This is a genomic window from Arenimonas alkanexedens (assembly GCF_054781355.1).
Map to the genome: position 1 here is coordinate 676437 of NZ_BAAGUO010000002.1, position 24122 is coordinate 700558.

The 24122-nt window shown below is 68.8% G+C and carries 18 protein-coding genes; 5 read left to right on the forward strand and 13 right to left on the reverse strand.

Translation table 11 applies throughout. The annotated features are described in order from the left end of the window. Window positions 1-27: 27 nt before the first annotated feature. The 4 genes from ACYVGY_RS07700 to ACYVGY_RS07715 all read right to left on the reverse strand — a co-directional run bounded on the left by ACYVGY_RS07700 (window position 28) and on the right by ACYVGY_RS07715 (window position 2312). Window positions 28-906 (reverse strand): DMT family transporter, encoded by an 879-nt coding sequence (locus ACYVGY_RS07700; RefSeq protein WP_460456881.1) that lies wholly within the window; start codon window positions 904-906, stop codon window positions 28-30. Window positions 907-948: 42 nt separating this feature from the next. Then, the gene (locus ACYVGY_RS07705) at window positions 949-1470 is read right to left on the reverse strand and encodes a DUF4124 domain-containing protein (protein ID WP_460456882.1); all 522 of its coding nucleotides are present in this window, start codon (window positions 1468-1470) and stop codon (window positions 949-951) included. Window positions 1471-1542: 72 nt separating this feature from the next. After that, entirely contained in the window at window positions 1543-1743 is a 201-nt protein-coding gene (locus ACYVGY_RS07710) for a DUF1289 domain-containing protein (RefSeq protein WP_460456883.1), read from the reverse strand. A gap of 74 nt (window positions 1744-1817) precedes the next feature. Next, window positions 1818-2312, reverse strand: coding sequence for a pyridoxamine 5'-phosphate oxidase family protein (locus tag ACYVGY_RS07715; protein WP_460456884.1), 495 nt, complete (start codon window positions 2310-2312; stop codon window positions 1818-1820). Between the two features lie 147 nt (window positions 2313-2459). Between ACYVGY_RS07715 and ACYVGY_RS07720 the strand changes: the two genes are divergently transcribed. Further along, the gene (locus ACYVGY_RS07720; protein ID WP_460456885.1) at window positions 2460-4112 is read left to right on the forward strand and encodes an ABC1 kinase family protein; all 1653 of its coding nucleotides are present in this window, start codon (window positions 2460-2462) and stop codon (window positions 4110-4112) included. A 13-nt stretch (window positions 4113-4125) separates the two neighbouring features. Here ACYVGY_RS07720 and ACYVGY_RS07725 read toward each other — a convergent pair whose 3' ends face one another. The 8 genes from ACYVGY_RS07725 to ACYVGY_RS07760 all read right to left on the reverse strand — a co-directional run bounded on the left by ACYVGY_RS07725 (window position 4126) and on the right by ACYVGY_RS07760 (window position 16260). After that, window positions 4126-7260, reverse strand: coding sequence for an error-prone DNA polymerase (locus tag ACYVGY_RS07725; RefSeq protein ID WP_460456886.1), 3135 nt, complete (start codon window positions 7258-7260; stop codon window positions 4126-4128). Beyond that, entirely contained in the window at window positions 7257-8675 is a 1419-nt protein-coding gene (locus ACYVGY_RS07730) for a Y-family DNA polymerase (RefSeq protein WP_460456887.1), read from the reverse strand. Before ACYVGY_RS07730 ends, ACYVGY_RS07725 begins: the two co-directional genes overlap by 4 nt. Window positions 8676-8687: 12 nt before the next feature. Then, window positions 8688-9296 (reverse strand): translesion DNA synthesis-associated protein ImuA, encoded by a 609-nt coding sequence (gene imuA / locus ACYVGY_RS07735; protein WP_460456888.1) that lies wholly within the window; start codon window positions 9294-9296, stop codon window positions 8688-8690. A gap of 2 nt (window positions 9297-9298) precedes the next feature. Beyond that, window positions 9299-9916: a transcriptional repressor LexA gene (gene lexA, locus ACYVGY_RS07740; protein ID WP_460456889.1), complete on the reverse strand. Its 618-nt coding sequence runs from the start codon at window positions 9914-9916 to the stop codon at window positions 9299-9301. 132 nt (window positions 9917-10048) lie between these two features. Continuing rightward, complete coding sequence (locus ACYVGY_RS07745; RefSeq protein ID WP_460456890.1) at window positions 10049-12043, reverse strand: alpha/beta hydrolase family protein; 1995 nt, start codon at window positions 12041-12043, stop codon at window positions 10049-10051. Window positions 12044-12120: 77 nt separating this feature from the next. Further along, on the reverse strand, window positions 12121-13689 hold the full coding sequence (locus ACYVGY_RS07750) for a leucyl aminopeptidase (RefSeq protein ID WP_460456891.1): 1569 nt from the start codon (window positions 13687-13689) through the stop codon (window positions 12121-12123). Between the two features lie 139 nt (window positions 13690-13828). Next, window positions 13829-14995, reverse strand: a complete 1167-nt coding sequence (locus ACYVGY_RS07755) for a hypothetical protein (RefSeq protein WP_460456892.1) — start codon at window positions 14993-14995, stop codon at window positions 13829-13831. Window positions 14996-15177: 182 nt separating this feature from the next. Then, window positions 15178-16260: a hypothetical protein gene (locus tag ACYVGY_RS07760; protein WP_460456893.1), complete on the reverse strand. Its 1083-nt coding sequence runs from the start codon at window positions 16258-16260 to the stop codon at window positions 15178-15180. Window positions 16261-16497: 237 nt separating this feature from the next. Here ACYVGY_RS07760 and ACYVGY_RS07765 point away from each other — a divergent pair, with 237 nt between their 5' ends. The 4 genes from ACYVGY_RS07765 to ACYVGY_RS07780 all read left to right on the forward strand — a co-directional run bounded on the left by ACYVGY_RS07765 (window position 16498) and on the right by ACYVGY_RS07780 (window position 23271). Beyond that, complete coding sequence (locus ACYVGY_RS07765) at window positions 16498-18915, forward strand: DEAD/DEAH box helicase (protein ID WP_460456894.1); 2418 nt, start codon at window positions 16498-16500, stop codon at window positions 18913-18915. Continuing rightward, the gene (locus tag ACYVGY_RS07770) at window positions 18912-19805 is read left to right on the forward strand and encodes a ribonuclease H-like domain-containing protein (RefSeq protein ID WP_460456895.1); all 894 of its coding nucleotides are present in this window, start codon (window positions 18912-18914) and stop codon (window positions 19803-19805) included. The genes ACYVGY_RS07765 and ACYVGY_RS07770 overlap by 4 nt, the downstream gene beginning before the upstream one ends. A gap of 158 nt (window positions 19806-19963) precedes the next feature. Continuing rightward, on the forward strand, window positions 19964-20125 hold the full coding sequence (locus tag ACYVGY_RS07775; protein ID WP_460456896.1) for a hypothetical protein: 162 nt from the start codon (window positions 19964-19966) through the stop codon (window positions 20123-20125). A gap of 224 nt (window positions 20126-20349) precedes the next feature. Then, the gene (locus ACYVGY_RS07780; protein ID WP_460456897.1) at window positions 20350-23271 is read left to right on the forward strand and encodes a bifunctional diguanylate cyclase/phosphodiesterase; all 2922 of its coding nucleotides are present in this window, start codon (window positions 20350-20352) and stop codon (window positions 23269-23271) included. Between the two features lie 23 nt (window positions 23272-23294). On the opposite strand, the gene ACYVGY_RS07785 is transcribed toward ACYVGY_RS07780, so the two are convergent. Next, window positions 23295-24095 (reverse strand): EcsC family protein, encoded by an 801-nt coding sequence (locus tag ACYVGY_RS07785; RefSeq protein WP_460456898.1) that lies wholly within the window; start codon window positions 24093-24095, stop codon window positions 23295-23297. Between the last annotated feature and the right edge of the window lie 27 nt (window positions 24096-24122).

Consider the following 24122-nt stretch of genomic DNA (forward strand, 5'->3'; position numbering starts at 1 on the left):
AGCCGCCCCGCGCCGGGCTGCCACCCCTCAGGGGTGTTCGGCCTCGGCGTGCACGCGCTCGCGGCGCAGCAGATAGATGCCGCTGGCGACGATGATGCCGGCGCCGGCGAAGGTCCAGCGGTCGGGCAGCGCCTGCCAGATCAGCCAGTCCAGCCCCAGCCCCCAGGCCAGCGCGCTGTATTCAAACGGCGCCACCACCGAGGCTTCGCCCGCCCGGAAAGCCTCGGTAATCGCCACCTGGCCCAGGAAGCCGGTCAGTCCAACGCCAAGGATGACCCATAGGTCCACGCCCAACAGCGGCTGCCAGTTCGGCCAGGCCAGGGCGCCCGCGCCTGCGCCGGTCATCAGCAGCATCCAGAACACCATGCTTTGCCCGCTGTCGGTGCGATGCAGCACGCGCACCAGGATCGACGACAGCGCATAGGCCGTGGCCGACACCAGCACCGCCAGGCCCGCCAGGGTCACCACGCCTTCGCCGGTCGGGCGCAGCACCACCAGCACCCCCAGCAGGCCGATCGAGATCGCGGTCCAGCGTCGGGGCCCTACCCTCTCGCCCAGCAGCGGCACCGACAGCGCGGTGATCATCAGCGGCGCCACGAAAAACAAGGTGTAGGCACCGGTGAGCGGCATGCGCTTGAGCGCATAGGCAAACGACGCCAGCATCAGGATCGACAGCACGCCGCGCAGCAGGTGCAGCGGCCAGCGAATGCGCAGCAGCGCCATGGCACCGCCGGTGGCCAAGACCCAGACCATCACCAGCGGCAGCGAGGACAGACCGCGGATCGCCGCCACCTGCATCGGCGGGTAGTGGGTGGAGAGATGCTTGAGGCCACCGTCCATCAGCGAGAACAGGCCGACAGCCAGCAGCATCGCGACGATGCCGCGCAGGTTGGTCTTGGATTCCATGCCGCTATTGTGCGGCAGGTCGGTCGCCGGACCGAAGTGAAATCAGCCGGCGACAGGCACCGGCAGTTCTTCTGCCACGGGCGCGTCCGGGTCCCGACACTGCCCGATTACCCAGCTGCGGATGCGTTCGCGCTGGGACTGGGTCAGGTCCAGCCACGCCAGCGCCAGGGCGGTGTCCTGGAAGTCGTGCGCGATCGTGCAATCGCTTCTTCGCACCGGGCGCTGGCTGCTGGCTTCGGCCGCCCGAAGTCGCGCCTGCTCGGCCGCCTGGGCCTGTTCGGCCAAGCGCGCCGCCTCGGCGGCACGTGCCGCTTCGGCCGCGCGCAGGGCTTCGGCCTCCGCCAGCGCGGCGCGCGCGGCCAGTGCCTCGGGACTGGGGGCCGGGTCCGGCGTGGCGTCGCGCTTCCAGACCTGGGTCATGCCCTTCGGGCAGGGATCGGACTGGATGCTCACCTCGCCCTTTTCACCGGTGCACTTGTACAGCGCTTCGGCCCGGGCTGCGGGCGCAAGCAACAGCCATGCCAGCAGCACGGACGACAGCGGGATCAGGCGGATCGAGGCCATCGAGAGCTCCGTAACAGGGTTTGAAAACCAACTGTACGCCCGCCGCCCTTCGCTACCCAGTCCCCGCGACACCTAGTCGGTGTTCCGCGGCGATCGCCTGACAGCCTGTCGCTGCGCTGCACGCGCCAGGATCGCCTCGCGCTCGTGCTGCTCTGCGGTATGCCAGTGCGTTATCTCGTCGATCCGGCGCCCACAGCCCAGGCAAACATCCTGCGCATCCAGGCAGCAGTTGCGGACGCAGGGCGAGGCGGGCTCAGTGGCGGGTGTGGCCATGGGCGCGAGTTTGTAGGTTCGCGCCGGCCACCGCCAGCCGTCCGGACGAAGGCGCGCGACCAGCGGCCGCGTGCTCAGAGCGGCAGGCTCTTCTTGCTGCCCATGGGCTCGGCGTCACCGGTGATCGCCGCCACGGCGAACGCGAGCATCCGGCCCACGGTGCCTGATGGGCCCGTCCAGGTCTCAGCGTGCTCGGGTATCACCCGCAGCAGGGTCAGCGCGGGATCATCGCGTCCGCCCGGGAAGTAATTTTCGTGCTCGGGCGACCACAACTCGGAAATCTTGGCCTGGTCGTGAATCTCCTGCGCCTTGCCGGTGATGCAGACGTAGGTGTTCTTCTCGCGCGAGGCGTAGGTCAGGCAAACTGCAGGATGGTCGTGCACTTCGCCCACCACGTCCGAGTCGCGTGAACTCAGGAACCAGAGCATGCCGTCGGCATCGATCTGCTGGGTGTCCATCGGGCGACTGTGAAGCTTGCGGCCGCCGTCCTGGGTGGTGAACATCGCGATGTCGATACCCTGGATGAGTTGGCGGAGCTCGTCGATCTGATCGGCGCGAGTGGCATGCATGGTCGTTCCTCGTGATGGGGGGATGCAGGAAGCGTTGCAAGATCGATGCCAGTGCCTGCGCCTGGCTGAACGGCGAGCGTGCCAGCGCGGCTTGCTTGATCAAGGCAGTGATAAGTTGTGGCCATCCATCCGCTCGAGAGCCGCCCCATGCCTGATTCCTCACGGCTTGCCGCCATCACGTCCTTCTTGGTCAAACATCGCAACTCACCGGTATTCCACGGCCATAGTGGCGAAGAGACCTCGGTCACGCCGACCGATACCGAGGCCGCCGAAAATTTCACTCGCGATCTAGAGAACCTCGGCCCCACCTTCATCAAGATCGGCCAGATGCTCTCGACCCGTCCGGACCTAGTGCCGCCCGTGTACATCGCGGCGCTGTGCCGGCTACAGGACAAGGTCGCACCGGCCGACCTGCAGGCGATCGAAGCGCAGATCGTCGAGGAGCTCGGCGCCCCGCTCAACAAGCTCTTCGCCAGCTTCGACCCGGAACCGCTGGGCACCGCCTCCTTCGCCCAAGTGCATGCCGCGGTGCTGCCCAGCGGCCGCAAAGTGGCGGTGAAGGTGCAGCGCCCAGATCTTTTGCCGGCGATCGAAGCCGACCTGGACACCCTGCGCAGCCTGATCGGCTCGCTGGGCCTGGTCAGCAAGGTCGGCCAGCGCCTGGGTTTCCGCGAGTGGCTGGAGGAATTCCGCACGACCATGCTGGCCGAGCTCGACTACCTGCAGGAAGCCAACAATCTCGAAACCTTCCGCACCCGCCTCGAACCCTATGCGCACATCAGCGTGCCGGCACCGGTGTGGGACTACAGCACGCGCCGGGTGCTGACCATGGATCGGGCCGAAGGTATCCGGGTCACCGATATTCCCAACGTGCTGCGCACCGAGACCGACCTGCTGCCGCTCGCCAGCGAGCTGGGCAAGGCCTACCTGGACCAGATCTTCGTGCACGGGCTGATCCACGCCGATCCGCATCCAGGCAATGTGGTGCTTACCCACGACCAGCAGCTGGTGCTGCTCGATTTGGGCATGGTTGGCCACGTGCCGCCGCGCATGCGCGACCAACTGCTCAAGCTCATCCTTGCGACCACGGAGGGCCGCGGCGAACAGGTGGCTGAAACCCTGATGCACATGGGCACGCGACTGGAGGACTTCGACGAGCCGCGCTTCAGCCGTGAAACCGGCCGCATGGTGGCGCGCTTCTCCAACAGCTCAGTGCGCACGGATTCAGAGGGCGGCTTCCTGCTGCAGCTCGTGCGAATCGGCGGCGAGTGCGGCCTGCGTCCGCCGGCCGAGCTGACCCTGCTGGGCAAGACCCTGCTCAACCTCGAAGACGTGCTGCTGGCGCTGGACGCGAAGATGTCCATGCGCGATGTGCTGCAGGGTCATCTGGCGGAACTCTTCCGCGCACGTACCCGCGCCAGCCTCGACGTTGGCCGCCTGGCTACCGATGCGCTGGAAATGCAGGAGCTGATCCGCGAATCGCCGCAGCGCCTGTCGGTGCTGCTGCGCACGCTGGCCGACAACCGCTTCAAGGTGAATATTGCCGGGCTCGAGGAATCGCACCTGATTGAGAGCATGCAGAAGATCGCCAACCGCATCACCCTGGGCATCATCGCCGCGGCGATGATCGTCGGGGCCGCGCTGATCATGGACGTGCCCACCGAGCAAAAGCTGTTCGGCTATCCGGGGCTGGCGCTGGTGCTGTTCCTGATGGCGGCGGGGCTCGGCGGCTGGCTGGTGGCCAGCATCCTGCTCGCCGACCGCAAGACCCGACCCAAGGCGGAGAAGGATCCGCTCTGAGGGCCGGTTCGCCTCAGCGGTAGTCGTGGGACGCGACCTGCAGGGCGCCGAGCAGGTGGCTGAAGTCGTGCAGGCGGCCGGCGATCAGGTGGCTGACGCCGTCCACCTGTTCCCAGCGGCCGTCCACGGCCATCAGCCTGGCGTTGGCCAGCTCCCGGCGCTGGCGCTCGCCCAAGTCCTGCCAGATCACCACGCTGACGCTGCCGTCTTCGTCCTCGAGCGTGACGAAAGTGACGCCCTTGGCGGTACCCGGCCGCTGGCGCAGCGTCACCAGGCCGGCATGACGGATATGAGCGCCGTGCGGCAGCGTCGCCAGCTCGCGCGAAGGCCGGCAGCGCTGCGCCCGCAACTGTTTCCTCAGCAACCGAAGCGGATGCGGCCCCAGCGTGGTGCCGGTGCTGGCGTAATCGGCCAGCACGGATTCACTGACGCCAGGTGGCGGCAGGCTGACGCGCGCCTCCGGCGAAGCTTCAAGCCCGGCGAACAGCGGCAGGCTGGCCTCGACGCCGCTGGCGGCCCAGCGCGCACGGTTGCGATGACCCACCAGCCCGCGCAGGGCGTCTGCTTCGGCCAGCCGATCAAGCTGGCGACGATCAAGACCGGCGCGATGCGCAAGATCTTCAAGATGCCGGAACGGTGCGCGGGCGCGGGCGATGACCAGGCGTTCGGCGGCAGCTTGCGGGAAGCCCAGTATTTGGTTGAAGCCCAGGCGGATGGCGGGCTGGGGGAGCTTCGGGCCTGAAGGCCCTCCTACGCGCGCCCCTGTAGGAGGGCCTTCAGGCCCGATGCTCTCCAACGAACACGCCCAATCACTAAACCGCACATCCACCGCCCGCACCGCGATCCCGTGCCGGCGCACATCCTGCAGCAGCTGGTTTGGCGTGTAGAAGCCCATGTGCGTGGGCGTGTTGATGAGTGCACAGGTGAACGCCGCCGGCTCGTGGCATTTCAGCCAGCAGCTGACGTAGGCCACCAGCGCATAGCTGGCCGCATGCGACTCGGGGAATCCGTAGCTGCCAAACCCCTTCACCTGCTCGAAAATGCGCTCGGCGAAATCGTCGTCATAGCCGCGCTCGCGCATGCCGGCCAGCAGCCGCTGGCGATGCGGCTCCAGGCCGCCGTGGCGCTTCCATGCGGCCATCGAGCGCCGCAGCTGATCGGCTTCGCCGGGCGTGTAGCCGGCCGCAACCATGGCGATCTGCATCACCTGTTCCTGGAACAACGGGATGCCCAGCGTGCGGCTAAGCACCTTCTCCAGCGCCGGGGAGGGATACACGACCGGCTCGCGCCCCTGCCGCCGCTGCAGGTAGGGATGCACCATCTTTCCCTCGATCGGACCCGGCCGCACGATTGCCACCTGCACCACCAGGTCGTAGTAGCAGGCGGGCTTGAGGCGCGGCAGCATCGCCATCTGCGCGCGGCTTTCAATCTGGAAGGCGCCGACGGTGTCGGCGCGCTGGATCATCGCGTACACCGCCGGGTCCTCGGCCGGGATGTCCTGCACGCGCAGCTCGCGCCGGCCGCTGTCGCGCAGCAGCGACAGGCAGCGGGCGATGGCGCCGAGCATGCCGATGCCCAGCACATCCACCTTCATCAAGCCCAGGGTGTCGAGGTCGTCCTTGTCCCACTGGATGACGGTGCGGTCGGGCATGGCTGCGTTTTCCACCGGCACCAGCGTGTGCAGCGGTGCGTCGGAGATGACGAAGCCGCCGGGATGCTGGGACAGGTGGCGCGGGAAATTGAGCAGCTGGCCGGTCAGCGCCAACACCCGCTTGAGCGCGGGGTTGTCGGGGTCGAAGCCGGCCTCGCGCAGGCGGTCCTCGGCCGGCAGCGCGCTGTCCCAACGGCCCAGCGTGCGCGCCAGCCGGTCCACCTGGTCCGGTGCCAGGCCCAGCGCCTTCGCCACGTCGCGGATCGTGCTGCGGCCCGAGTAGGTGGTGGCGACGGCCGTGAGCGCGGCGCGCTCGCGCCCGTATCGCTCGTAGATGTACTGGATCACTTCCTCGCGCCGGGTGGAATCGAAATCCACGTCAATGTCCGGCGGCTCCTTGCGCTCGCGCGAGATGAAGCGCTCCATCAGCATGCCGATCCGTGCCGGATCCACTTCGGTGATGCCCAGCACGTAGCAGACCACCGAGTTCGCCGCCGAGCCGCGACCCTGGCAGACGATGCCGCGCTCGCGGGCGAGGCGGACGATGTCGTGCACGGTGAGGAAATAGGACTCGTACTGCAGCTCGGCGATCAGCGCCAGTTCGTCGGCGATCTTGTGCCGCACCTCGTCCGGCACGCCGCCGGGCCAGCGCCAGCGTGCGCCCTCTTCGCTCAGCCGACGCAGCCAGCTGCTGGCGTCATGGCCCTCGGGCACCACTTCGCGCGGGTAGTCGTAGCGCAGCTGGTCGAGGGTGAAGCGGCAGCGCTCGGCGATGCGCAGGGTTTCTTCCAGCAGTTCGGGCGGATACGCCTGGGCCAGCAGATCGCGCCGGCGAAGGTGGCGTTCGCCGTTGGCGAACAGGCGCGCGCCGGCCTCGCGCACCGTGCTGCGGTGGCGGATGGCGGTCACGGTGTCCTGCAGCGCGCGACGGCCGCGGGCGTGCATGTGCACGTCGCCAGCGGCAACCAGCGGCAGCCCGAGCATGGCGCCCAGCTCGCGCAGCTGCTGCAGGCGGACGGCGTCGTCGGGGCCGCGGTGCAGTTCGACCGCCAGCCAGGCCCGGCCCGGGAAGCTCGCCTCCACCCAGGCGCCATGCGCGGCTTCGGGCGTCTCGCCCGGCACCCACAGCGCCAGCACGCCGTCGGTGTCGCCGGCCAGGTCGGCCATCGCCAGCCGGTACTCGCCCTTGCGCATGCGCCGGCGGCCGAGCGTGATCCAGCGGCACAGGCGCTGATAGCCGGCCAGGTCGGCGGCCAGCAGCACCAGCTTCGGGCCGCGTTCGAGCTGCAGTTCAGTGCCGGTGATCATGGCGATGCCGGCCTCGCGCGCGGCTTCGAACGCGCGCACCACGCCGGCCATCGAGGCCTCGTCGGTGATCGCCAGCGCGCGGTAGCCCAGCGCCTTGGCACGCGCGAACAGCTCCTTGGCCGAACTCGCCCCGCGCAGGAAGCTGAAGTTCGACAGGCAGTGCAGTTCGGCGTAGGCAGGCGCGCTCATGCGAACCAGCCGTGGAGCATGAAGGGGCCGGTTTCACCGGGCGCGCAGAAGGCCCAGGCGCGCTGGCCGCGCGCGGTTTCCACCACGTAGTAATCGCGCTGCACGTCGCCGCCGTCCCACCAGCCGGTCTCGATCCGCTCGGGGCCGGCCAGCAGCAGCAGGTGCGGATCGCGCAGCGGGATCGGGCGCGGCAGCAGCCAGGTCGGGCGCGGCAGCGCGGGGCCGGACGGCGGCGGTTCGGCCACGCCTTCGCGGCGCTTGAAGCTGCGTTCGGGACGATGGTCGGCGACCGGCTCCAGGCCATACACCGACTCATTGCCCAGCCGCGCGCGCAGGCGTTCGCGCAGCGCCGGCCAATCCTGCGCCTGCTGCGGCCGGGCTTCGAACAGTTCGCGCGCCGCCGGCACGAAGGGCGGCAGTTCGCGCGCCAGCAGCCGCAGCGTGCGCACCGGCGCCGGCACCGCCACCCGTTCGAGTCGTCCGCGCGCCAGTTCGAACAGCATCGCCGGCTGCCGCTCCGGCGCCAGCAGGCCGACCACGACTTCGGTGTCGGCACGATCCTCGTGGCCCAGCTGCAGTACGAAACGCGATACGCCGCCATCGCGCCCGGCCAGGTAGGCGGCCAGGTCGGCGGTGAGCCGGCGCAGCGGGAACAGCAGCGCCTGCGAGCTCTCGACGTCGTAGTTGAGCTCGATCCGGGCATCGAAGACGTCCGGCGGCTGGTACAGCGCCAGCGTTTCCGGCGCCTGACCCAGCAGCCGATCAAGATGGTCGAGCAAGGCCACGCCGTGACGCTTGCCCAGGGAGGAACGCGGCAGCGCCAGCACTTGCCCCAGCGTGCGCACCGCCATGCGCTGCAGCGCTACGGCCGCCCCGCCCGGCAGCCGCGCGCCGGCCACCGGCACCGCCGCCAGCGCCCGCCGCAGCGCGTCGGGCGTGGTCACCGCCAGGCCGTCCTGGCAGCCGGCCAGCACCGCGGCGCCGGCGGCGCTGGGCGCCAGCGCGATGCGGTGGCGGAAGCCCAGCGCCTGCAGGTCCTCGCGCAGCCGCGCCGCAAACGTCGGCCATGGCCCGAACAGGCCCAGGCTGCCCTGCACTTCCAGCAACAGCGCGCCCGGCAGCGCGAGGCTGACCTGGGAGCTGTAGCGATAGGCCCAGGCCGCGAGGAAGTCCCGCGCCCGCGCCAGCCGGGCCGGGTCGTCGTCCACCAGCTGCACGTCTTCGCACAGCGCCTCGGCCGCGGCCACCGACTGGCCGCGATGCAGGCCGCACGCCGCCGCCGCCGCGTTCACTGCCGACAGCACGCGCCGCGGCCGTGGCCCGGTAACCAGCGCCAGCGGCGCTTCAGGCGAAGGGTGGCGCCGAAGGACGGTGTCCAGCGCCAGGTGCGGCAGCAGTAAGCAGGCCCAGAGCATCGCGCGCCCGCATCAGTGCAGCGGGAAGGGAATGGGCTGCGCCGGCGCCAGGCCGCCGCGGCACTTGAGCACACGCAGCTGGCCGGCCTCGAACTGCAGTCGCAGCGCCGCCGGCGACGGCTGCGCGGCAACGCGTGCGTCGCGGAAGGCGAACACCAGCGCCTGCCCGCTTTCAGCCGCGACCTGCAGCCGGCGCAGCGCGCGGTCGTCCACTTTCTGCGGCCAGCACAGCACCGCCGACAGGCAGCCGGCGCGCAGGCATTGTTCGGTGGCCCAGAGCGCGCTGCGCGGATCGGCCGAGACGAGGTGCATGCGGGCGGTGTCCACGCCGGCCGCGCGCCAGGCCAGCGGGTTGGGCACGTAGGGCGGCGCCACCAGGGCGATGTCGCGACCGGCGCCGGTGTGGCGGGCCAGCGTGGGCAGCAGCAGGCGCAGTTCACCCAGGCCATCGGCGGGCAGCAGCACCTCTACCAGGGCGGCCTCGGGCCAGCCGCCGGCGGGCAGCACGGCGTCGAGCGCCGCGTGGCCGCTGGGCTCGGTCGCGGCCGGACGCGGGGTCGGCTGGCCGCGCCAGAGCCGGCGTTCGGCCAGCAGCGTGTCGAGGGAAACCAGGGCGCCCACCGCTAGGCCCGTCGCACCAGGCCGCAGTACAGGCCTTCGATGGCGAATTCGGCGTCGGCCGGCACTTCGATCGGCGCGTAGTCGGGGTTGCGCGGCATCAGCAGGATGCGATCGCGTTTGCGCTGCAGGCGCTTGACGGTGATCTCGCCGTCGATGCGCGCGACCACGATCTGGCCGTTCTCGGCCACTTCGCTGCGGTGCACCGCGATCAGGTCGCCGTCGAGGATGCCGTCGTCGCGCATCGAGTCGCCCTTCACCCGCAACAGGTAGTCGGGCTGGGGGAAGAAGGCCGCGCGGTCGAACAGCATCTGGCCTTCGTGCCCGGCGGCGGCGCCGATGGGCGCACCGGCCGCGACCCGGCCCAGGATCGGCAGCGACAGCAGCTCGTCGCGCCGCGCCGGCTTGCGCGCCGCCGCCGGCAGCCGGATGCCGCGCGCCCGCCCGGGCAGCAGCACCAGCGCGCCCTTGGCCTCGAGCGTGCGCAGATGCTTGTGGGCCGCACTGTCGTGGATGCCGAAGGCGCGGGCGATCTCGGCCACCGACGGTGCGCCTTCGGTACGCAGCCGCTCGGCGATGAAGTCGTACAGGGCCTGCTGGCGGGGGGTGAGGTCGGGGCTCATGGGTGAATATTTATACACCTTGGCGGGCGAATGTCACCTCCTTCCGGAAGCGCCAAGGGATTCAACCACTTGCCTGTCTCACGGGATGAGCCGGCGCCCGACCGATGGCCAGGCGCCGGGACCCGACGGCGATTACTCCGCCGTGTTCGCCTTCAGGAAAGCACCGATGCGGTCGAGCATCGCGGCGCGTGCGGTCGAGTCGACCAGACTGTGCTCGAGGCCTTCATACACGGCCAGCTCGCTGGACTTGCCGGCGGCGCGCAGCTTCTTGTCCATCTCGCGCGAGTGGCCGACGTTGACGTTGAGGTCCATGTCGCCATGGAAGAGCAGCACCGGCGCCTCGATGCGCGCCACGTTCTGCAGGGGCGAGCCCTCGACGGTGTGCCGGCCGTTGCCCACCATGTCCACCACCAGGTTGCGGCCGACGTAGTTGCGGGCGTCCGATTTGAGCATCTCGAGGTCGGTCACCGGCGCGATCGCCACCAGCGCCTTGAACAGCCCGGGCTCGGTCACGCCGGCCTGCAGGGCCGCGTAGCCGCCGTAGGACCAGCCAACGATGGCGAGGCGATCGGCATCGGCGATGCCCTGCGACACCAGCCAGCGCGCGCCGTCGGTGACATCGCCGATCGAGGTACGCCAGCCCTGGAAGCCATTGCGCTGCAGCCAGGCGTCGCCATAGCCGGCCGAGCCGCGGTAGTTGGGCTGCAGCACGGCATAGCCCTGGTTCGCCAGATACTGCGCCAGCCAGTCGAAGCCCCACTCGTCGCGGGCGCTGGGGCCACCGTGCGGCAGCAGCACCGCGGGCAAGCCGCGGGCATCCGCCTTGCCGGGCGGCAAGGTCAGGTAGCCCGGAATCGAGGTGCCGTCGCGCGCCGGGTAGCTCACCGGCTTCGAGCTCGCCAGCGCCACGCCTTCCAGCGACGGTCGGGCCAGCAGGATCTCGTTGAGCGAGCGCGCAGTCTTGTCGTAGACGAAATAGCGGCCCGGGTCGGCGTCGCTGCCGGCATGGATCAGCAGCTTGCTGTTGTCGGCCGAGGAGCCCAGGAAGTCCACCATCGGCAGGTTCGGCAGCGCCTTGCCCAACGCACGCGCCAGGTTCCCGTATTCGGCGTCGAAGTAAACGGCGTGGCGTTTTTCCTCGGCATACGTGAGGCCGATGATCCTGGCGCCGCGGCCGATGCGCAGCACGCCATCGACGTCGACGCGATCGTTGGCGTAAACCAGCTCGGTGGTCATCGACCCGTCGAGCTTGACCCGGTACAGGGCCTGGCGGCCGTTGAGCGGCTGCAGGGCATAGGCGCAGCCGCAGCTGGCGTCAACGTCGATCGGCGACAGGCCGGCGCCGCCGTCCTCGACGGTGGAGAACGGCTGCCATTCGTCCGAACCGTCGGGGCGGTAGCGATAGACCACCTTTCTGGCGAGCTGGCTGGTGGCGCCGACGCCCGGGCGATAGCCCTTGATGCGAACCTGGCCGCGGCCGTCGGTGATGTAGAAATCGGCGTCCTTGGCCGGGCCTTCGACGCGGGTGGCCTCCATCGTAGTCAGGTCGATGCGGTCCACGCCGAGCCCGTCCTCATTGCGCACCATGCGGGTGTTCAACTTGCCGGCTTCAGGAATGTACTCGCGGGTCATCAGCACCGCGTTGGCCTCGTCGGGCAGCCAGTCCAGGACATCGCCGTTGAACTGGCGCAGGCGTGCGTCGAAGCGGCTGTCGCGCTGGCCCAGCATCGCGCCGTTCTTGCCGTCGGTGTCGATGCTGACCAGGCGCGAATAAGGGATCAGGATGCCGGCGCTGTCGACCAGGCCGGTGATCTGGCAGATCAGGCGCGTATCGGTGGCGAAATTGCACCAGCGCAGGCGGTCCGGATCGGCGCCCGAGGTCATCACCAGCCGCGGCGGCGCACTGCCGTCGAGGCTGGCGACGTAGACCGAAGTAACGCGGCCGTGGCCGGGCGTGAGGTATACGACGTACTGGCCGCCGGGCGAGATGTCGGCGTACTCGATGTTCTCGCGGGTTCCGAACAGCGAGCCGGGTGTTTCTTTCGGAGTCTCTGGCGGCGCTTGCGCGAACAGGGCGGCGGGGACCGCGGCCAGGGTGATGGCCGCGGCCAGCAGAAGTCGATTCATCGATGGGGCTTCCGGGTAACAGAGAGATCGGCAGGGTAGCCAGCACCCTGCCCCATCCACAACCCGAAGGTTTCTCCCTAGTCGGCGGCTGCGGCCTCGACGTGGTCGCGCACGTAGCGATCAAGCAGGCGCACGCCGTAGCCGGTGGCGCCGGCCGGCACCGTCGGCAGCAGCGGCGCCTCGCGCCAGGCCATGGAGGCCACGTCCAGGTGCGCCCAAGCCACGCCTTCCTGCACCCACGAGCCGATGAAGAAGGCACCGACGCTGGCACCCGCGCCGCCGGTGCTGCCGCCGTTACGCAGGTCGGCGATCGGCGACTCCAGGTCCTTGGCGTAGCTCGGATGCAGCGGCAGGCGCCAGACCTCTTCGCCCGAGGCCGCACCGGCCGCCTGCAGGTCGGCAGCCAAAGCTTCGTCACGGCTGAACAGGCCGGCGTACTCGTCGCCCAGCGCCGTCACCTGCGAGCCGGTGAGCGTAGCCACGTCGACGATCACCCGCGGGCGGTCGCGCTCCTGCACGAACCACAGCGCGTCCACCAGCACCATGCGGCCCTCGGCGTCGGTGCTCATCACTTCGTAGGTCTTGCCGCTCATGGTGCGCACCACGTCGCCGGGCCGGCCGGCCGTGCCCGAGGGCATGTTCTCGGCCAGCGCCGCCACCGCGATGGCATTGACCCGGGCGCCGCGCTTGGCCAGGGCCAGCACGGTACCGGTGACCGAAGCGGCGCCGGTCATGTCGTACTTCATGCGCCACAGGTTGGCCGAGGGCTTGATGGAAATGCCGCCGGTGTCGAAGGTGATGCCTTTGCCGACGAAGGCCAGCGGCGCCTCGTCGCGGGCGCCGCCCTGGTAACGCACCACCAGCAGCCGCGGCGGGCGCTGGCTGCCCTGGCCAACCGCCAGGATCGAGCCCATGCCCAGCTTCTGCATCGCCGGCACGTCCAGCACCTCGATGCTCACCTTGGGCACGCCGGCGAAGGCAGCACGGGTGCGCTCGACGAAGGATTCGGGATAGATCGTATTCGCCGGTTCGGTGACCAGGTCGCGCGAGAAGCGCACGCCTTCGGCCACCGCACTCCAGTCGTCGTTCCAGGCGCGACGGGACGCTTCGGCGTCGGCGACGCGCAGCACCAGCTCACCCTGGCCCAGCACCGGCGCATCCGGCTTGGGCGTCCGGTAGGTGCGGAAGCTGTACTGGCCCAGCGAGGCGCCCAGCGCCAGATGCGCACCGGCCGCCGGCACGCTGGCTTCCGGCCACAGCAGCTCGATCCGCGGCACCGCACTGAGCAGGCCCCATTGCCCGACCAGGCCGCCAATATCCTCCAGCAGGCGCGCGCTGGGCGCGTCGCTGCCGATGCCGACCAGCAGCACCTGGCGATACGGACCCACGCCCGGCAGGTTCAGCACCACGCCGCGATCGCCGGCGAAGCCCGACGCCGCCACCGCACGCTGCAGCGCACCGCCGCTGATGCGATCCACGTCGGCGAACGCACCCTCCAGCGGCGCACCCTGGCGCACGGTAACGGCGATGGCGCCTTCGGAAGGCACCGCCGCATAGGGCGCGAAATCAAACGTGCGCTGGGCCGCAACGGGTGCCGCCAGGCACAGGGCGAGGAGCACGGCAGAAAGGGATACAAGTCGGTTCACGGGACCTCCGGGACGAAGTGCTGGGCCGGCGGCCCTTAGGGGCCACCGCAGAAATTGGGCAACAAGCTCGACGATGCCGTCAGGAATGTAAACGCCGCGTCACGCCGCGGCATCTGCCGCTGGTCACGGGCCGGCGGCGCTAGCGCAGGGTCCGCTGCCGCGGCCGCAGCGCATCGAGCCGTGACTCGTACAGCGCCTGGTCGGCGGGCGTGCTGCTGTTGTCCAGCGCGATCTGCAGGTGCTTGCGGGCCTGGTCTATCTCGCCCAGCTCGAACAATGCGGCCGCCAGCCAGGCGTGGAACTCGTGGTAGGACGCCGCGCGCTCAACTTCCCTGGCGAAGTTCTCGCGCGCCAGCTCGTACTTCTTGTCGGCCATCGCCTGCATGCCGATGTCGAAGTAGTGGAAGGGCGGCACCGCTTCGATCCGGCGGATGCGCACCTCAAGCGCGGCCGCCTCATCATCACGGCCGCTGTCCTTGAGCACGCGCACCAGGTTCGACATCGGCACCGTATTGCCCGGCTCGCGCGCCACGGCGTAGCGCAGTATCTGCTCGGCTTCCCGCAGATGGCCGCGCCGCCGATAGATCACGCCCAGGGTGTTGTGCGCGGCCAGGAAGCCCGGGTCCTGCCTGGCCGCGGCGCGCGCCCACCAGTAGGCGTCGTCGAAGCGGCGCACGCGCACGGCTTCGGCCGCCTTGTTGTTGAGGTACATGGCGACGATGGTGTCCTCGCGCACCACCCGCGCACGCTGCCGGCCCTGCCCCGTGGGCGGGATGAAATCTACCGTCAGCGGCTCGTTGGCCAAGGTCACCATCCGACCTTCCGGCGCGCTCGGCCGCAGGGTCAGGTTGATGTGGTTGCTCAGATAGACGATGCCGTCGCTGCGCGACACCGACTGTTCGGAATAGACACTCTGATACTGCACCTGCAGGCCCAGCTGCTTGGCGAAGGCGGACGTCATCAGCACCAGCGACAGGCAGTTTCCCGAGCGCGCGTCGAAGGCCTCGGCGGCGTTCCGGGTGACGGCTGCGTTGTATTCAAGCTTGAGCTGGGCGCTGGAATAGAGCGCGTCCACCAGCGCGTTCTGACGGTTCTTGCTGCGCTGCCGGCTGGCGATCTCCGTGTCCAGGTAGCGCTGCATTTCCGGGCTGAGCGCGAACAGGCCGTCGGCGCCGATCGGCTCCGAGGGCGGCGCGAACAGCGCGTCCGGAAACACCGCATCAGCAGTGGCGCCGCCGGGCACGCTGGCGCAGCCCGCCAGCAGCGTCACGATCACCGCGATCCCGCCCAGGCCAAGCCATTTCACGCGCATTGCCTTCACGTCCGCAGCCACCTCCTGGAAGCCATGGTGCCATCCTAAGCGCTGGCCGACGTGATCGTGCCCGCCTCGACGAAAAAACCCCGCCAAGCCACCTTCTCGAAGAAGGCGCGTGACGGGGTTTTTCGACCGCCGGCGCGTTTGCGCCGGCGGCAATACCTAAGCTTTGATCAGCGACCCGAGACCCGGCAGCACTGCGCCGTACCCTCGACCGTGATGGTGCCCGAGGTCACATTGTTGCCCGAGCAGAACCCGAGGACATTGCCGCCGGACGTGAACAGGCCGTTGATCGCCCAGCTCGCTTCGTTGAAGCCCGGGGTACGGCAGCCCGCGCCGGTGATGGCATAGCTCACCGGGCAGCTCGGGATCTGGAGGTCGAAGGGCTGGTTGGCAAGGATGTTTTCGGTGACGAAGGTGCTCACGCACTGGAATGCCGTCGCCTGCGGCTGGACGAAGTAGCCGACGATGTCGCCGACCAGATGGGTCGGGGCGAAGGTGAAGGCCGTGATGTCGTCGCCGGCCGCATCATCGTCCAGCGGGACGATGGTGAGATTGCCGCTGGATTCGTTGGTGACGTAGTTCACCGTGGCCGCGAGCGGCTGCACGCCGCCGAAGTCATAGACCGTGACGAAGCCGGCGTAGTCCGGCGACACCGTGGTGAAGTTGATGACGGCAGCCGAGATATCGCCGACGTTGCCGACGCTGCAATCGGTAGCCGACCCGCCCTGGGCGAGGTAGTCGGTAGTGGATGCGATCTCGAAGCTGCGGGTGCTGACGGCGCCGATCTTGCCGCCGACCAAGCGGGTATCGATGACGCGGCAGGGCACGACCGGCACATACACCAGGTCGGTGTTGGCGCCGCCAACGCCCGCGGTGACGTCCTCGCTCTTGGCCACCGGCAAGGCGCTGCTGCCAGACACGCGGCCAATCGGTGCGCCCGCACGCGGCATGGTCGGCACCGGCGCAGCCTTGGCGACCAGGGCGTCGTTCATGGCGTCGAAGGTGCGCGCATTGGCCGCGAGCTGGAGCGACTCCAGCGGTGCTTTCATCAGCAGGGGAAGCATGTCCTGGCCCCAGGCTTCAGAAGATCGCGAATAGGCGCCTTCAACATGGCTGCCCCACTTCTCGATGATGGCGACGCTCAGGTCGGAACGGCGCTGCTGCTCAACGTTGGCGACAGACGCCGCGCTGACGGTGCCGGCAAGAACGGCGCAGCCGAGGAACACCCCAAATGCAATGCTTGAACGATTCATTTTAATCCCCTGATGTAGTAACAGACTGACGTATGTGACCGGATGGCGCTCTGGATACAGCGCCCTGACGATGCCTTCGATCGCCTTGAGCATATACCTTTTGCACCAAAGCGCACCGTTCGCATCGGTAGGGTACGCCGCCTCGTACGGGGCGCCGCCAGGGCATGACAAGCTCCAGTCTCATCGGGTGAGACAGGGCCGCGTTCCACTCTGGGGCCCCGTCCCGGTGCCCCGCTCATGTCCCTGCCCGCGCTCGCCCCACACCGTCACAATACCGGCCTGCTGCCGGTTCCCGAGAAGACATCGCAGGCCCTCGCTTCGCGTTTGACGCACAAGTATGGCGACCGCATCACGGGCTGCTTCCATCAGCCCGGGCGGGAGGGCCAGTACGCGCCCTTCCCCGACGACCTGCCCCCGGCGCTGGCGGCCGCACTGCGCGTGCGCGGCATCGATCGCCTCTACAGCCATCAGGCCGAGGCCTGGGCAGCAGCCCAGCGCGGTGAACACACGGTGGTCGTCACGCCCACGGCCTCCGGCAAGACGCTGTGCTACACCCTGCCGGTGGTGGCGGCGGCGATGCGCAAACAGGCCAAGGCGCTGTACCTGTTTCCCACCAAGGCGCTGGCCCAGGACCAGGTGGCCGAACTGCTCGAACTCAACGCGGCCGGCACGCTCGGCGTGCGCGCCTACACCTTCGACGGCGACACGCCCGGCGATGCCCGGCAAGCCGTGCGCCTGCACGGCGACATCGTGGTGTCCAACCCCGACATGCTGCACCAGGGCATCCTGCCTCACCACACCAAGTGGGCGCAGTTCTTCGAAAACCTGCAGTACGTCGTCATCGACGAGATCCACAGCTATCGCGGTGTGTTCGGCTCGCACCTGGCCAATGTGCTGCGGCGCCTGAAGCGGGTCTGCGCCTTCTATGGCGCCACGCCGCAGTTCATCCTCTGCTCGGCCACCATCGGCAATCCGAAAGAACATGCCGAAGCGGTGATCGAGGACACGGTGACCGCCATCACCCGCTCCGGCGCACCCACGGGAGACAAGACCGTGATGCTGTGGAACCCGCCGGTGGTGAACCCGGACCTGGGGCTGCGCGCCTCGGCGCGCTCGCAGTCCAACCGCATCGCGCGGCTGGCGATCAAAGCCGGCCTCAAGACGCTGGTGTTCGCGCAGTCGCGGACGATGGTGGAAGTGCTGACCAAATACCTCAAGGATGTCTTCGACCACGACCCGCGCAAACCGCCGCGCATCCGGGCCTACCGCGGCGGCTACCTGCCCAACGAACGCCGCGCCGCGGAACGCGACATGCGCGCGGGCCGCATTGACGGCATCGTCAGCACCTCGGCGCTGGAGCTGGGCGTGGACATCGGTTCGCTCGACGTCGTCGTGCTCAACGGCTATCCCGGCTCCATCGCCGGCACCTGGCAGCGGCTGGGCCGCGCGGGTCGGCGGCAGCAGGCGGCGCTGGGCATCCTGGTGGCCAGTTCCGACCCGCTCGACCAGTACCTGGTGCGCCATCCGGAGTTCTTCGAGGGCGCGCCGCCGGAACACGCGCGCCTGCACGCCGACCAGCCGCTGATCCTGCTCGACCACATCCGCTGCGCGGCCTTCGAGCTGCCCTTCCTGCACGGCGAGACCTTCGGCCCGGTGGATGCCCAGCCCTACTTGGAGCTGCTGGCCGAAACCGGCGTGCTGCACGGCGAAGGCGGTCGCTGGGAATGGATCGCCGACAGCTATCCGGCCAACGCGGTCAGCCTGCGCGCGGTCGCCGACGGCAATTTCGTCGTGGTCGACCGCAGCGACGGCCGCCAGAACATCATCGCGGAGGTGGACTACAGCGCCGCGGCGCTCACGCTCTACGAGGGCGCCATCCACATGGTTCAGTCGGTGCCCTACCAGGTCGAGAAGCTCGACTGGGAGGGGCGCAAGGCCTTCGTCACCCGCACCCACGTCGACTACTACACCGACGCCATCGACTACACCAAGCTCAAGGTGCTCGAACGCTTCGATGGCGCCATCTCCGGTCAGGGCAGCAGCCACCACGGCGAGGTGCACGTGGTGCGTCGGGTCTCGGGCTACAAGAAGATCCGCTACTACACCCACGAGAACATCGGCTACGGCCCGGTCACCCTGCCCGACCAGGAGCTGCACACCACCGCGGTGTGGTGGCAGTTGCCGCAGCAGGTGCTGGAAGCCGCGTTCGCGTCGCGCCAGAATGCACTCGACGGCTTCCTCGGGGCCGCCTATGCGCTGCATCTGGTCGCCAGCGTGTCGGTAATGGCGGAAGCGCGTGATCTTCACAAAGCGGTTGGCAGCGGCGACGGCGCCTGGTTCGCGGCACATGACGGCCGCGGCCGCGGCCAGCTGCGCGGTGGTGACGGGAAACCGATGGACCCGATGACGACCGATCAGTTCGTACCTACGGTCTATCTCTACGACGCCTACCCGGGCGGCATCGGCCTGAGCGAACCACTGCATCAGCGTCGCGATGAACTGGTCCGTCAGGCCCGCGATCTGGTGGCGGCCTGCGACTGTCGCGGCGGCTGCCCCGCCTGCGTCGGCCCGGTGCTGGCGGCCGACGAGTCCTCGGTGTCATCGCCCAGGCGACTGGCCGAGCAGGTGCTCGCGCTGCTGGCGCCGCACGCATGAGTGCCACGCTCGAACGCCTGCGTGCGCTGCGCCAGCAGGCCGGCACCGGCGCGCCGCCGTCACCCCCGGTGGCTGCGCCGCCGGCCATCGCGCCTTCCACCGCGCGCAGCGAAGTGCCTGACCACATCCGCCGCCTGCTGGGCCTACGCGAACGCATGCGGCTGCCGCGAATGGCGCCGCCACCGCGCCCCCTGGCCGCTGATCGCCACGTACCTGGCGAAGAGATCGAGGACGGCCTGCACTACGTCGAGCAATTCACCCCCTGGGGCGACGTGCCGCCGACGCTGGACGCCAGCTTCGGCAAGCTGGGTGAATTCAGGTGCGAGCAGCTGCTGCATTTCGACACGGAAACCACGGGCCTGGCCGGCGGCACAGGTACCCGCGCCTTCATGATCGGCGCCGCCGACTGGCAGCCCGGCGGCCTGCGCCTGCGTCAGCTCACGATCACCACGATGGCGGCCGAGGCCGGGATGCTGCGCCGCTTCGTCGACTGGCTGGCGCCGGACACCGTGCTCGTCAGCTACAACGGCAAGTGCTACGACGCGCCATTGCTCAACACCCGCTACCGCCTGGCGCGCCTGCCCAGCCCGCTCCCGGGTCTGCCGCATCTGGATCTGCTCCATCCCAGCCGTCGCCACTGGAAGGGCCGCTGGGATAACTGCCGGCTAGGCACGATCGAGCGGCAAGTGCTGGGCGTGGTCCGCGAGGACGACCTTCCCGGTTCAGAAGCCCCGCGCGCCTGGCTCGACTACCTGCGCGGCGGCAGCGCCCACGACCTGCGCCGCGTCGGCGAACACAACGCCCAGGACCTGCGCAGCCTGGCCGGGCTGTGCCTGCACTTGGCCGCGCTCGGTGCCGCATCTATCCCGGGCTCGTCGCCCGTGCCCTAGCGTGCGGGCAGCGTGCCCAGCTGTCTCAAGCTACCCTGCCGGCATGGAACCCGACCGCACCCGCGTCGGCACCGCATTTCGCGAAGAAAAAGAACCTCTACTACAAAGACACACCGGCCGAGATCCGCGACCTGCTCTGGCATCGTTTCGAATCCGCCGTGCGTCCGCTGCGCGAGGCCGGCAAGCTGCGCGCCCTGGTCGCCCCGCTGCGCGAAACTTCTGGCCAGGTCGGCGAGACCCACGCCATCTTCAACAACCACTATGGCGACCACGGCCAGCGCAACGCCGCCACCCTGCAGGCGCTGCTGGCGGACGCCTGAGCGAACTCGAAGGCGCGCGACACCAATTCGGCCCGCCAAAAAGTGCGCAATGCGTCACGAACGCGGGCATGCCGCGTGAAATCCCGACACGTAATGCGAAACCCATCCCAATGTGCCGCTGAAAAAGGTCCAAGAATCGCGCTCAACCCGCCCCGCACGCGTCGGCCAGACTTCCAGGCCATCATGAAAGGTAAAGTGATGTGACCTGTCTCCCGGCCAAGATCATGGCAATCAGTCCAATGCCGCCGGATCGCCCTACCGCACCCAGCGTCCGTGCGGTACCTCCAACGAGCACGCTGACCGGTCTTGAAATCCTCCAGGCGGACAACGTCACGCGCGCGGCCGAAGCCTTGGTGTCGGCGCTCGCCGGAACCGGTCTGCTGGACACCTGCGTCGCCTGGACCAACGCGCAGGGCTTGGCATTCCATCCTCGGCAAGAAGGCAACACCGACCAGCACGCTTGGCTGCTGTCCGCCCTGGCCTTGCCCGGTGATCGCGGTCCACGCGTGCTCTGCGACGACGCGGTCGATGCCGCCGCCTTCCTGCTCGATCTCGACCACGTCCGCATGCCGCTCCTCACGCCGATCCAGGAAAACCTGGTGGCGATCGCGGAGCGACGTATCCGGGAGCTGTTCGCTTTCGAACGCATGTCCGCATCGGTCCATCGCCTGGCCGAGGCCGAGAAGCTCCAGCGCGCACTCTTTACCATCGCCGACATCGCCGGCTCCGACCACGACATGCCGTCGATGCTCAGGAGCCTGCACGAGACCATCGGCCAACTCATGTACGCCGAGAATTTCTACATCGCCCTACTGGACGAGGATGGCGACAACCTGCAATTCCTCTACTTCGTCGACACCGTCGATTCCCAGCCGCAAGCCACGGAGTCGATGGATTCGATTGAGGGCGGCCTGACCTGGTATTTGCTGCGCGGTGGCGTGCCGATGATGGGCAGCATCGTCGAGCTGCAGCACCAGGTATCCGGCCCGCTGGACGTCATCGGCGCATCCTGCGAAGACTGGCTGGGCGTGCCCATGCTGCGGGACGGCAAGACGGTGGGCGCGCTGGTGGTGCAGAGCTACCTGCCCGGCATCGGCTATACCGAGGCCGACCGCGCCGTTCTCGCTTTCGTAGCCGACCATGTGCTGACGGCGCTGGAGCGCAAGCGTGACCAGGCCGAGCTTGAGCAGCGGGTCACGATCCGCACGCGCCAGCTCGCCGAGGCCAACGAGGACCTCGAGCTCCGCATTGCCGAGCGCGAGCGCGCGCGTCACCTGCAGGAAACCCTGTATCGCATCGCCAGGCTAACCCACAGCGAGGAAGAGGACGACAGCTTCTACCACCAGATCCATGGCGCGGTGGCGGAGCTTATCAATGCCGAGAACTTCTACATCGCGCTGTTGTCCGAAGACGGCGCGATGCTCCAGTTCCCCTACCATCGGGACCAGCGTGACGGTATCCCGACCTCACGCCCGGTGGGTCGTGGCCTCACGGAGTACGTGATCGACCATGGCCAGGCGCTCCTGACCGACGAGACCGGCGTGCGGCAGCTGGTGGCCGACGGCGTTTTGGAACACGACCTGGCCTTGGGTACGCCTGCCCTGTGCTGGTTGGGCGTCCCCCTGACGGACAACGAGCGAGTGATGGGTGCGGTGGTGGTGCAGAGCTATCGCAGCGACCTGCGCTACGAGCACGAAGACGCCGAACTGCTGAAGTTCGTGTCCTACCAGATCGCCACCAGCCTTCAGCGCCGGAACCACGCCGACTCGCTTCGCCGCCTGAACTCGGAACTCGAAAGCCGCGTGCAGTCACGCACCCGCGAGCTGAGCGAGCAGATCGCCGTACGCGAACAGGTGGAAGAGCGTCTGAAACACGAGGTGATGCATGACCCGCTGACGGGACTTCCCAACCGGGTCTACCTGCGCGATCGGATCGAGCGCGCCATCGCGGCGCGGCGGCGTGATCCCGGCCGAAGCTTTGCGCTGATGTATCTGGACATCGACCGGTTCAAGCTGTTCAACGACAGCCTGGGTCATCTGGCGGGCGACGAGGTGCTGTGCGAAGTTGCGCGCCGACTGGTCCAATCCGTCCGCGATCCCGACGTGGTGGCCAGGCTGTCGGGCGATGAGTTCGCGATCCTGATCGAGGACGCGCACCTGCCGCAGACCGCCTGCAAGGTGGCGCAGCGCATCCTCAACAGCCTGCAGCAGCCGATGACGATTGTTGGACGCGAACTGCAGGCATCGGCCAGCATCGGCATTGCCGTGGGCGCCGATAGACACACCAACACCGACGAACTGCTGCACGACGGTGACGTGGCCCTGTACCGCGCCAAGGAAGCCGGACGCCAACGCTTCGTACTGTTCGACGAGTCCCTGCACAAAGACGCGATGGACGTGCTGGAGATCGAGCAAAAATTGCGCGCGGGCCTCGCCAACGGCGAGTTCATTCCCTATTTCCAACCCATCGTCCGGCTGGCCGATGGCGCCAAGGTGGGCTACGAGGCGCTTGCCCGCTGGCAGCATCCGGAACGCGGCGTGGTGGGGCCGGGCGAGTTCATGGCGGTTGCCGAGGACAGCGGCCTGATCGAATCCCTGGACTGGCAGATCTACCGCGCCACGTGCCTGACCGGCGCCTGCCTGGTGCGCGATGGCGGCTACCTGACCATCAACCTTTCGGCCCGCCACTTCCAGAGCGATCAGTTCGACGTCCGACTGCTGGCGCTGCTGTCGGAGACCGGCTTCGACCCGCGCAAGCTACGCATCGAGGTCACCGAGGGCACGCTGCTCGGCGATACCGCCGCGGTCGTGCGCATCCTAGAGCGCCTGCGCGCCGGCGGCGTCGCCGTGGCCTTGGACGACTTCGGCACCGGCTATTCGTCGCTGGGCTATGTGCATCGCTTCCCGCTGGACATGATCAAGATCGATCGCTCTTTCGTATCGCCCCTGGGCGAAGACGTGGCCGAACGCAGCTCGGCCATCGTCGGCGCGGTGCTGGCGCTGGCGAAGTCCCTGAAGCTGGAGGTCGTGGCGGAAGGCGTGGAGACGCCCGCCCAGCGCGATGCGCTGGTGGCGATGGGCTGCACGCATGGCCAGGGATATTGGTTCGGCAGGCCGCAGCCCGTCGAGCACTGGATGCAGGGTTAATCCCCCCTCCCTGTGGGAGGGACTCAGGCGAGTTCGGCGTAGCGTGCGCGCACCAGCGGCAGGCCGTAGGCACGCTCGAGCCGGCGCACGATGAAGTGGCCGCGGGCGGCGCGCTGGAAGTGGTTGATGAAGACCAGGTTCAAGGCCGCCCCGCTGGCAGCACCGACCAAGGGCGCGGCCTGTGCCAAGGCTTTTTGCGAGACCGGAATCGAGAACCGGCTGGCCACGGCGTGGATCACCCGCATCACCGCGGGCGCGCCACCGCTGGCGACCTGTTGGGCCAGGTGCCCCGACACCGCGCTGACCTGCTGCGCCAAGGCCGCCCGGGTCGCGAAATAACCGGTCTCGGCGCCGTCGTCATCACGGCGGTTGCCGCCGAGCGCCAGCACTTCGATACAGGCCAGGCGGGTCGCCTCGTCCTGGGGTGATTCACCTTCGCTGCGGGCGATGTCGGCGATCGAGCGCAGGATGGTCGCGGTGGTCACCGGCAGCTCCACCAGCAGACCCGGCAGGCCGAAGAAACCGCCGACGGCGCCACTCCCCACCACCGCCACCTTGTGCAAGCGCTCACTGGCGCTGCTGCCTGCACGCGCACCACCCAAGGTGAACGCCGCCGCGCTATAGCCCGCCTGCACCGCACGGCGTGCCGCACGATCGACCAAGCCGCTCGCGGCGCGGGGCAGCTTTTTCGCCAGCAGGTATTCCACCGGTGAACCCACCGCGTTCGCCAGCTGGATCGCCAGGGAGGGCGACTCGAGCAGCGACTTGGCCCGGGCGAGGTCGGCCAGATCGGCGGGTGCGAGACTGCGGACCAGCGCGCCCATCAGCGCTTCCCTAGCCGCTGGCCGCGA

What these genes read in the sequence shown, in the direction of transcription:
- ACYVGY_RS07765 (WP_460456894.1), top strand. Translation starts at nt 16,498, where the DNA reads ATGTCCCTGCCCGCGCTCGCCCCACACCGTCACAATACCGGCCTGCTG.
- ACYVGY_RS07715 (WP_460456884.1), bottom strand. Translation starts at nt 2,312, where the DNA reads ATGCATGCCACTCGCGCCGATCAGATCGACGAGCTCCGCCAACTCATC.
- ACYVGY_RS07710 (WP_460456883.1), bottom strand. Translation starts at nt 1,743, where the DNA reads ATGGCCACACCCGCCACTGAGCCCGCCTCGCCCTGCGTCCGCAACTGC.
- ACYVGY_RS07785 (WP_460456898.1), bottom strand. Translation starts at nt 24,095, where the DNA reads ATGGGCGCGCTGGTCCGCAGTCTCGCACCCGCCGATCTGGCCGACCTC.
- ACYVGY_RS07705 (WP_460456882.1), bottom strand. Translation starts at nt 1,470, where the DNA reads ATGGCCTCGATCCGCCTGATCCCGCTGTCGTCCGTGCTGCTGGCATGG.
- ACYVGY_RS07720 (WP_460456885.1), top strand. Translation starts at nt 2,460, where the DNA reads ATGCCTGATTCCTCACGGCTTGCCGCCATCACGTCCTTCTTGGTCAAA.
- ACYVGY_RS07780 (WP_460456897.1), top strand. Translation starts at nt 20,350, where the DNA reads ATGGCAATCAGTCCAATGCCGCCGGATCGCCCTACCGCACCCAGCGTC.
- ACYVGY_RS07700 (WP_460456881.1), bottom strand. Translation starts at nt 906, where the DNA reads ATGGAATCCAAGACCAACCTGCGCGGCATCGTCGCGATGCTGCTGGCT.
- lexA (WP_460456889.1), bottom strand. Translation starts at nt 9,916, where the DNA reads ATGAGCCCCGACCTCACCCCCCGCCAGCAGGCCCTGTACGACTTCATC.
- ACYVGY_RS07725 (WP_460456886.1), bottom strand. Translation starts at nt 7,260, where the DNA reads ATGAGCGCGCCTGCCTACGCCGAACTGCACTGCCTGTCGAACTTCAGC.
- ACYVGY_RS07730 (WP_460456887.1), bottom strand. Translation starts at nt 8,675, where the DNA reads ATGCTCTGGGCCTGCTTACTGCTGCCGCACCTGGCGCTGGACACCGTC.
- ACYVGY_RS07760 (WP_460456893.1), bottom strand. Translation starts at nt 16,260, where the DNA reads ATGAATCGTTCAAGCATTGCATTTGGGGTGTTCCTCGGCTGCGCCGTT.
- ACYVGY_RS07770 (WP_460456895.1), top strand. Translation starts at nt 18,912, where the DNA reads ATGAGTGCCACGCTCGAACGCCTGCGTGCGCTGCGCCAGCAGGCCGGC.
- ACYVGY_RS07745 (WP_460456890.1), bottom strand. Translation starts at nt 12,043, where the DNA reads ATGAATCGACTTCTGCTGGCCGCGGCCATCACCCTGGCCGCGGTCCCC.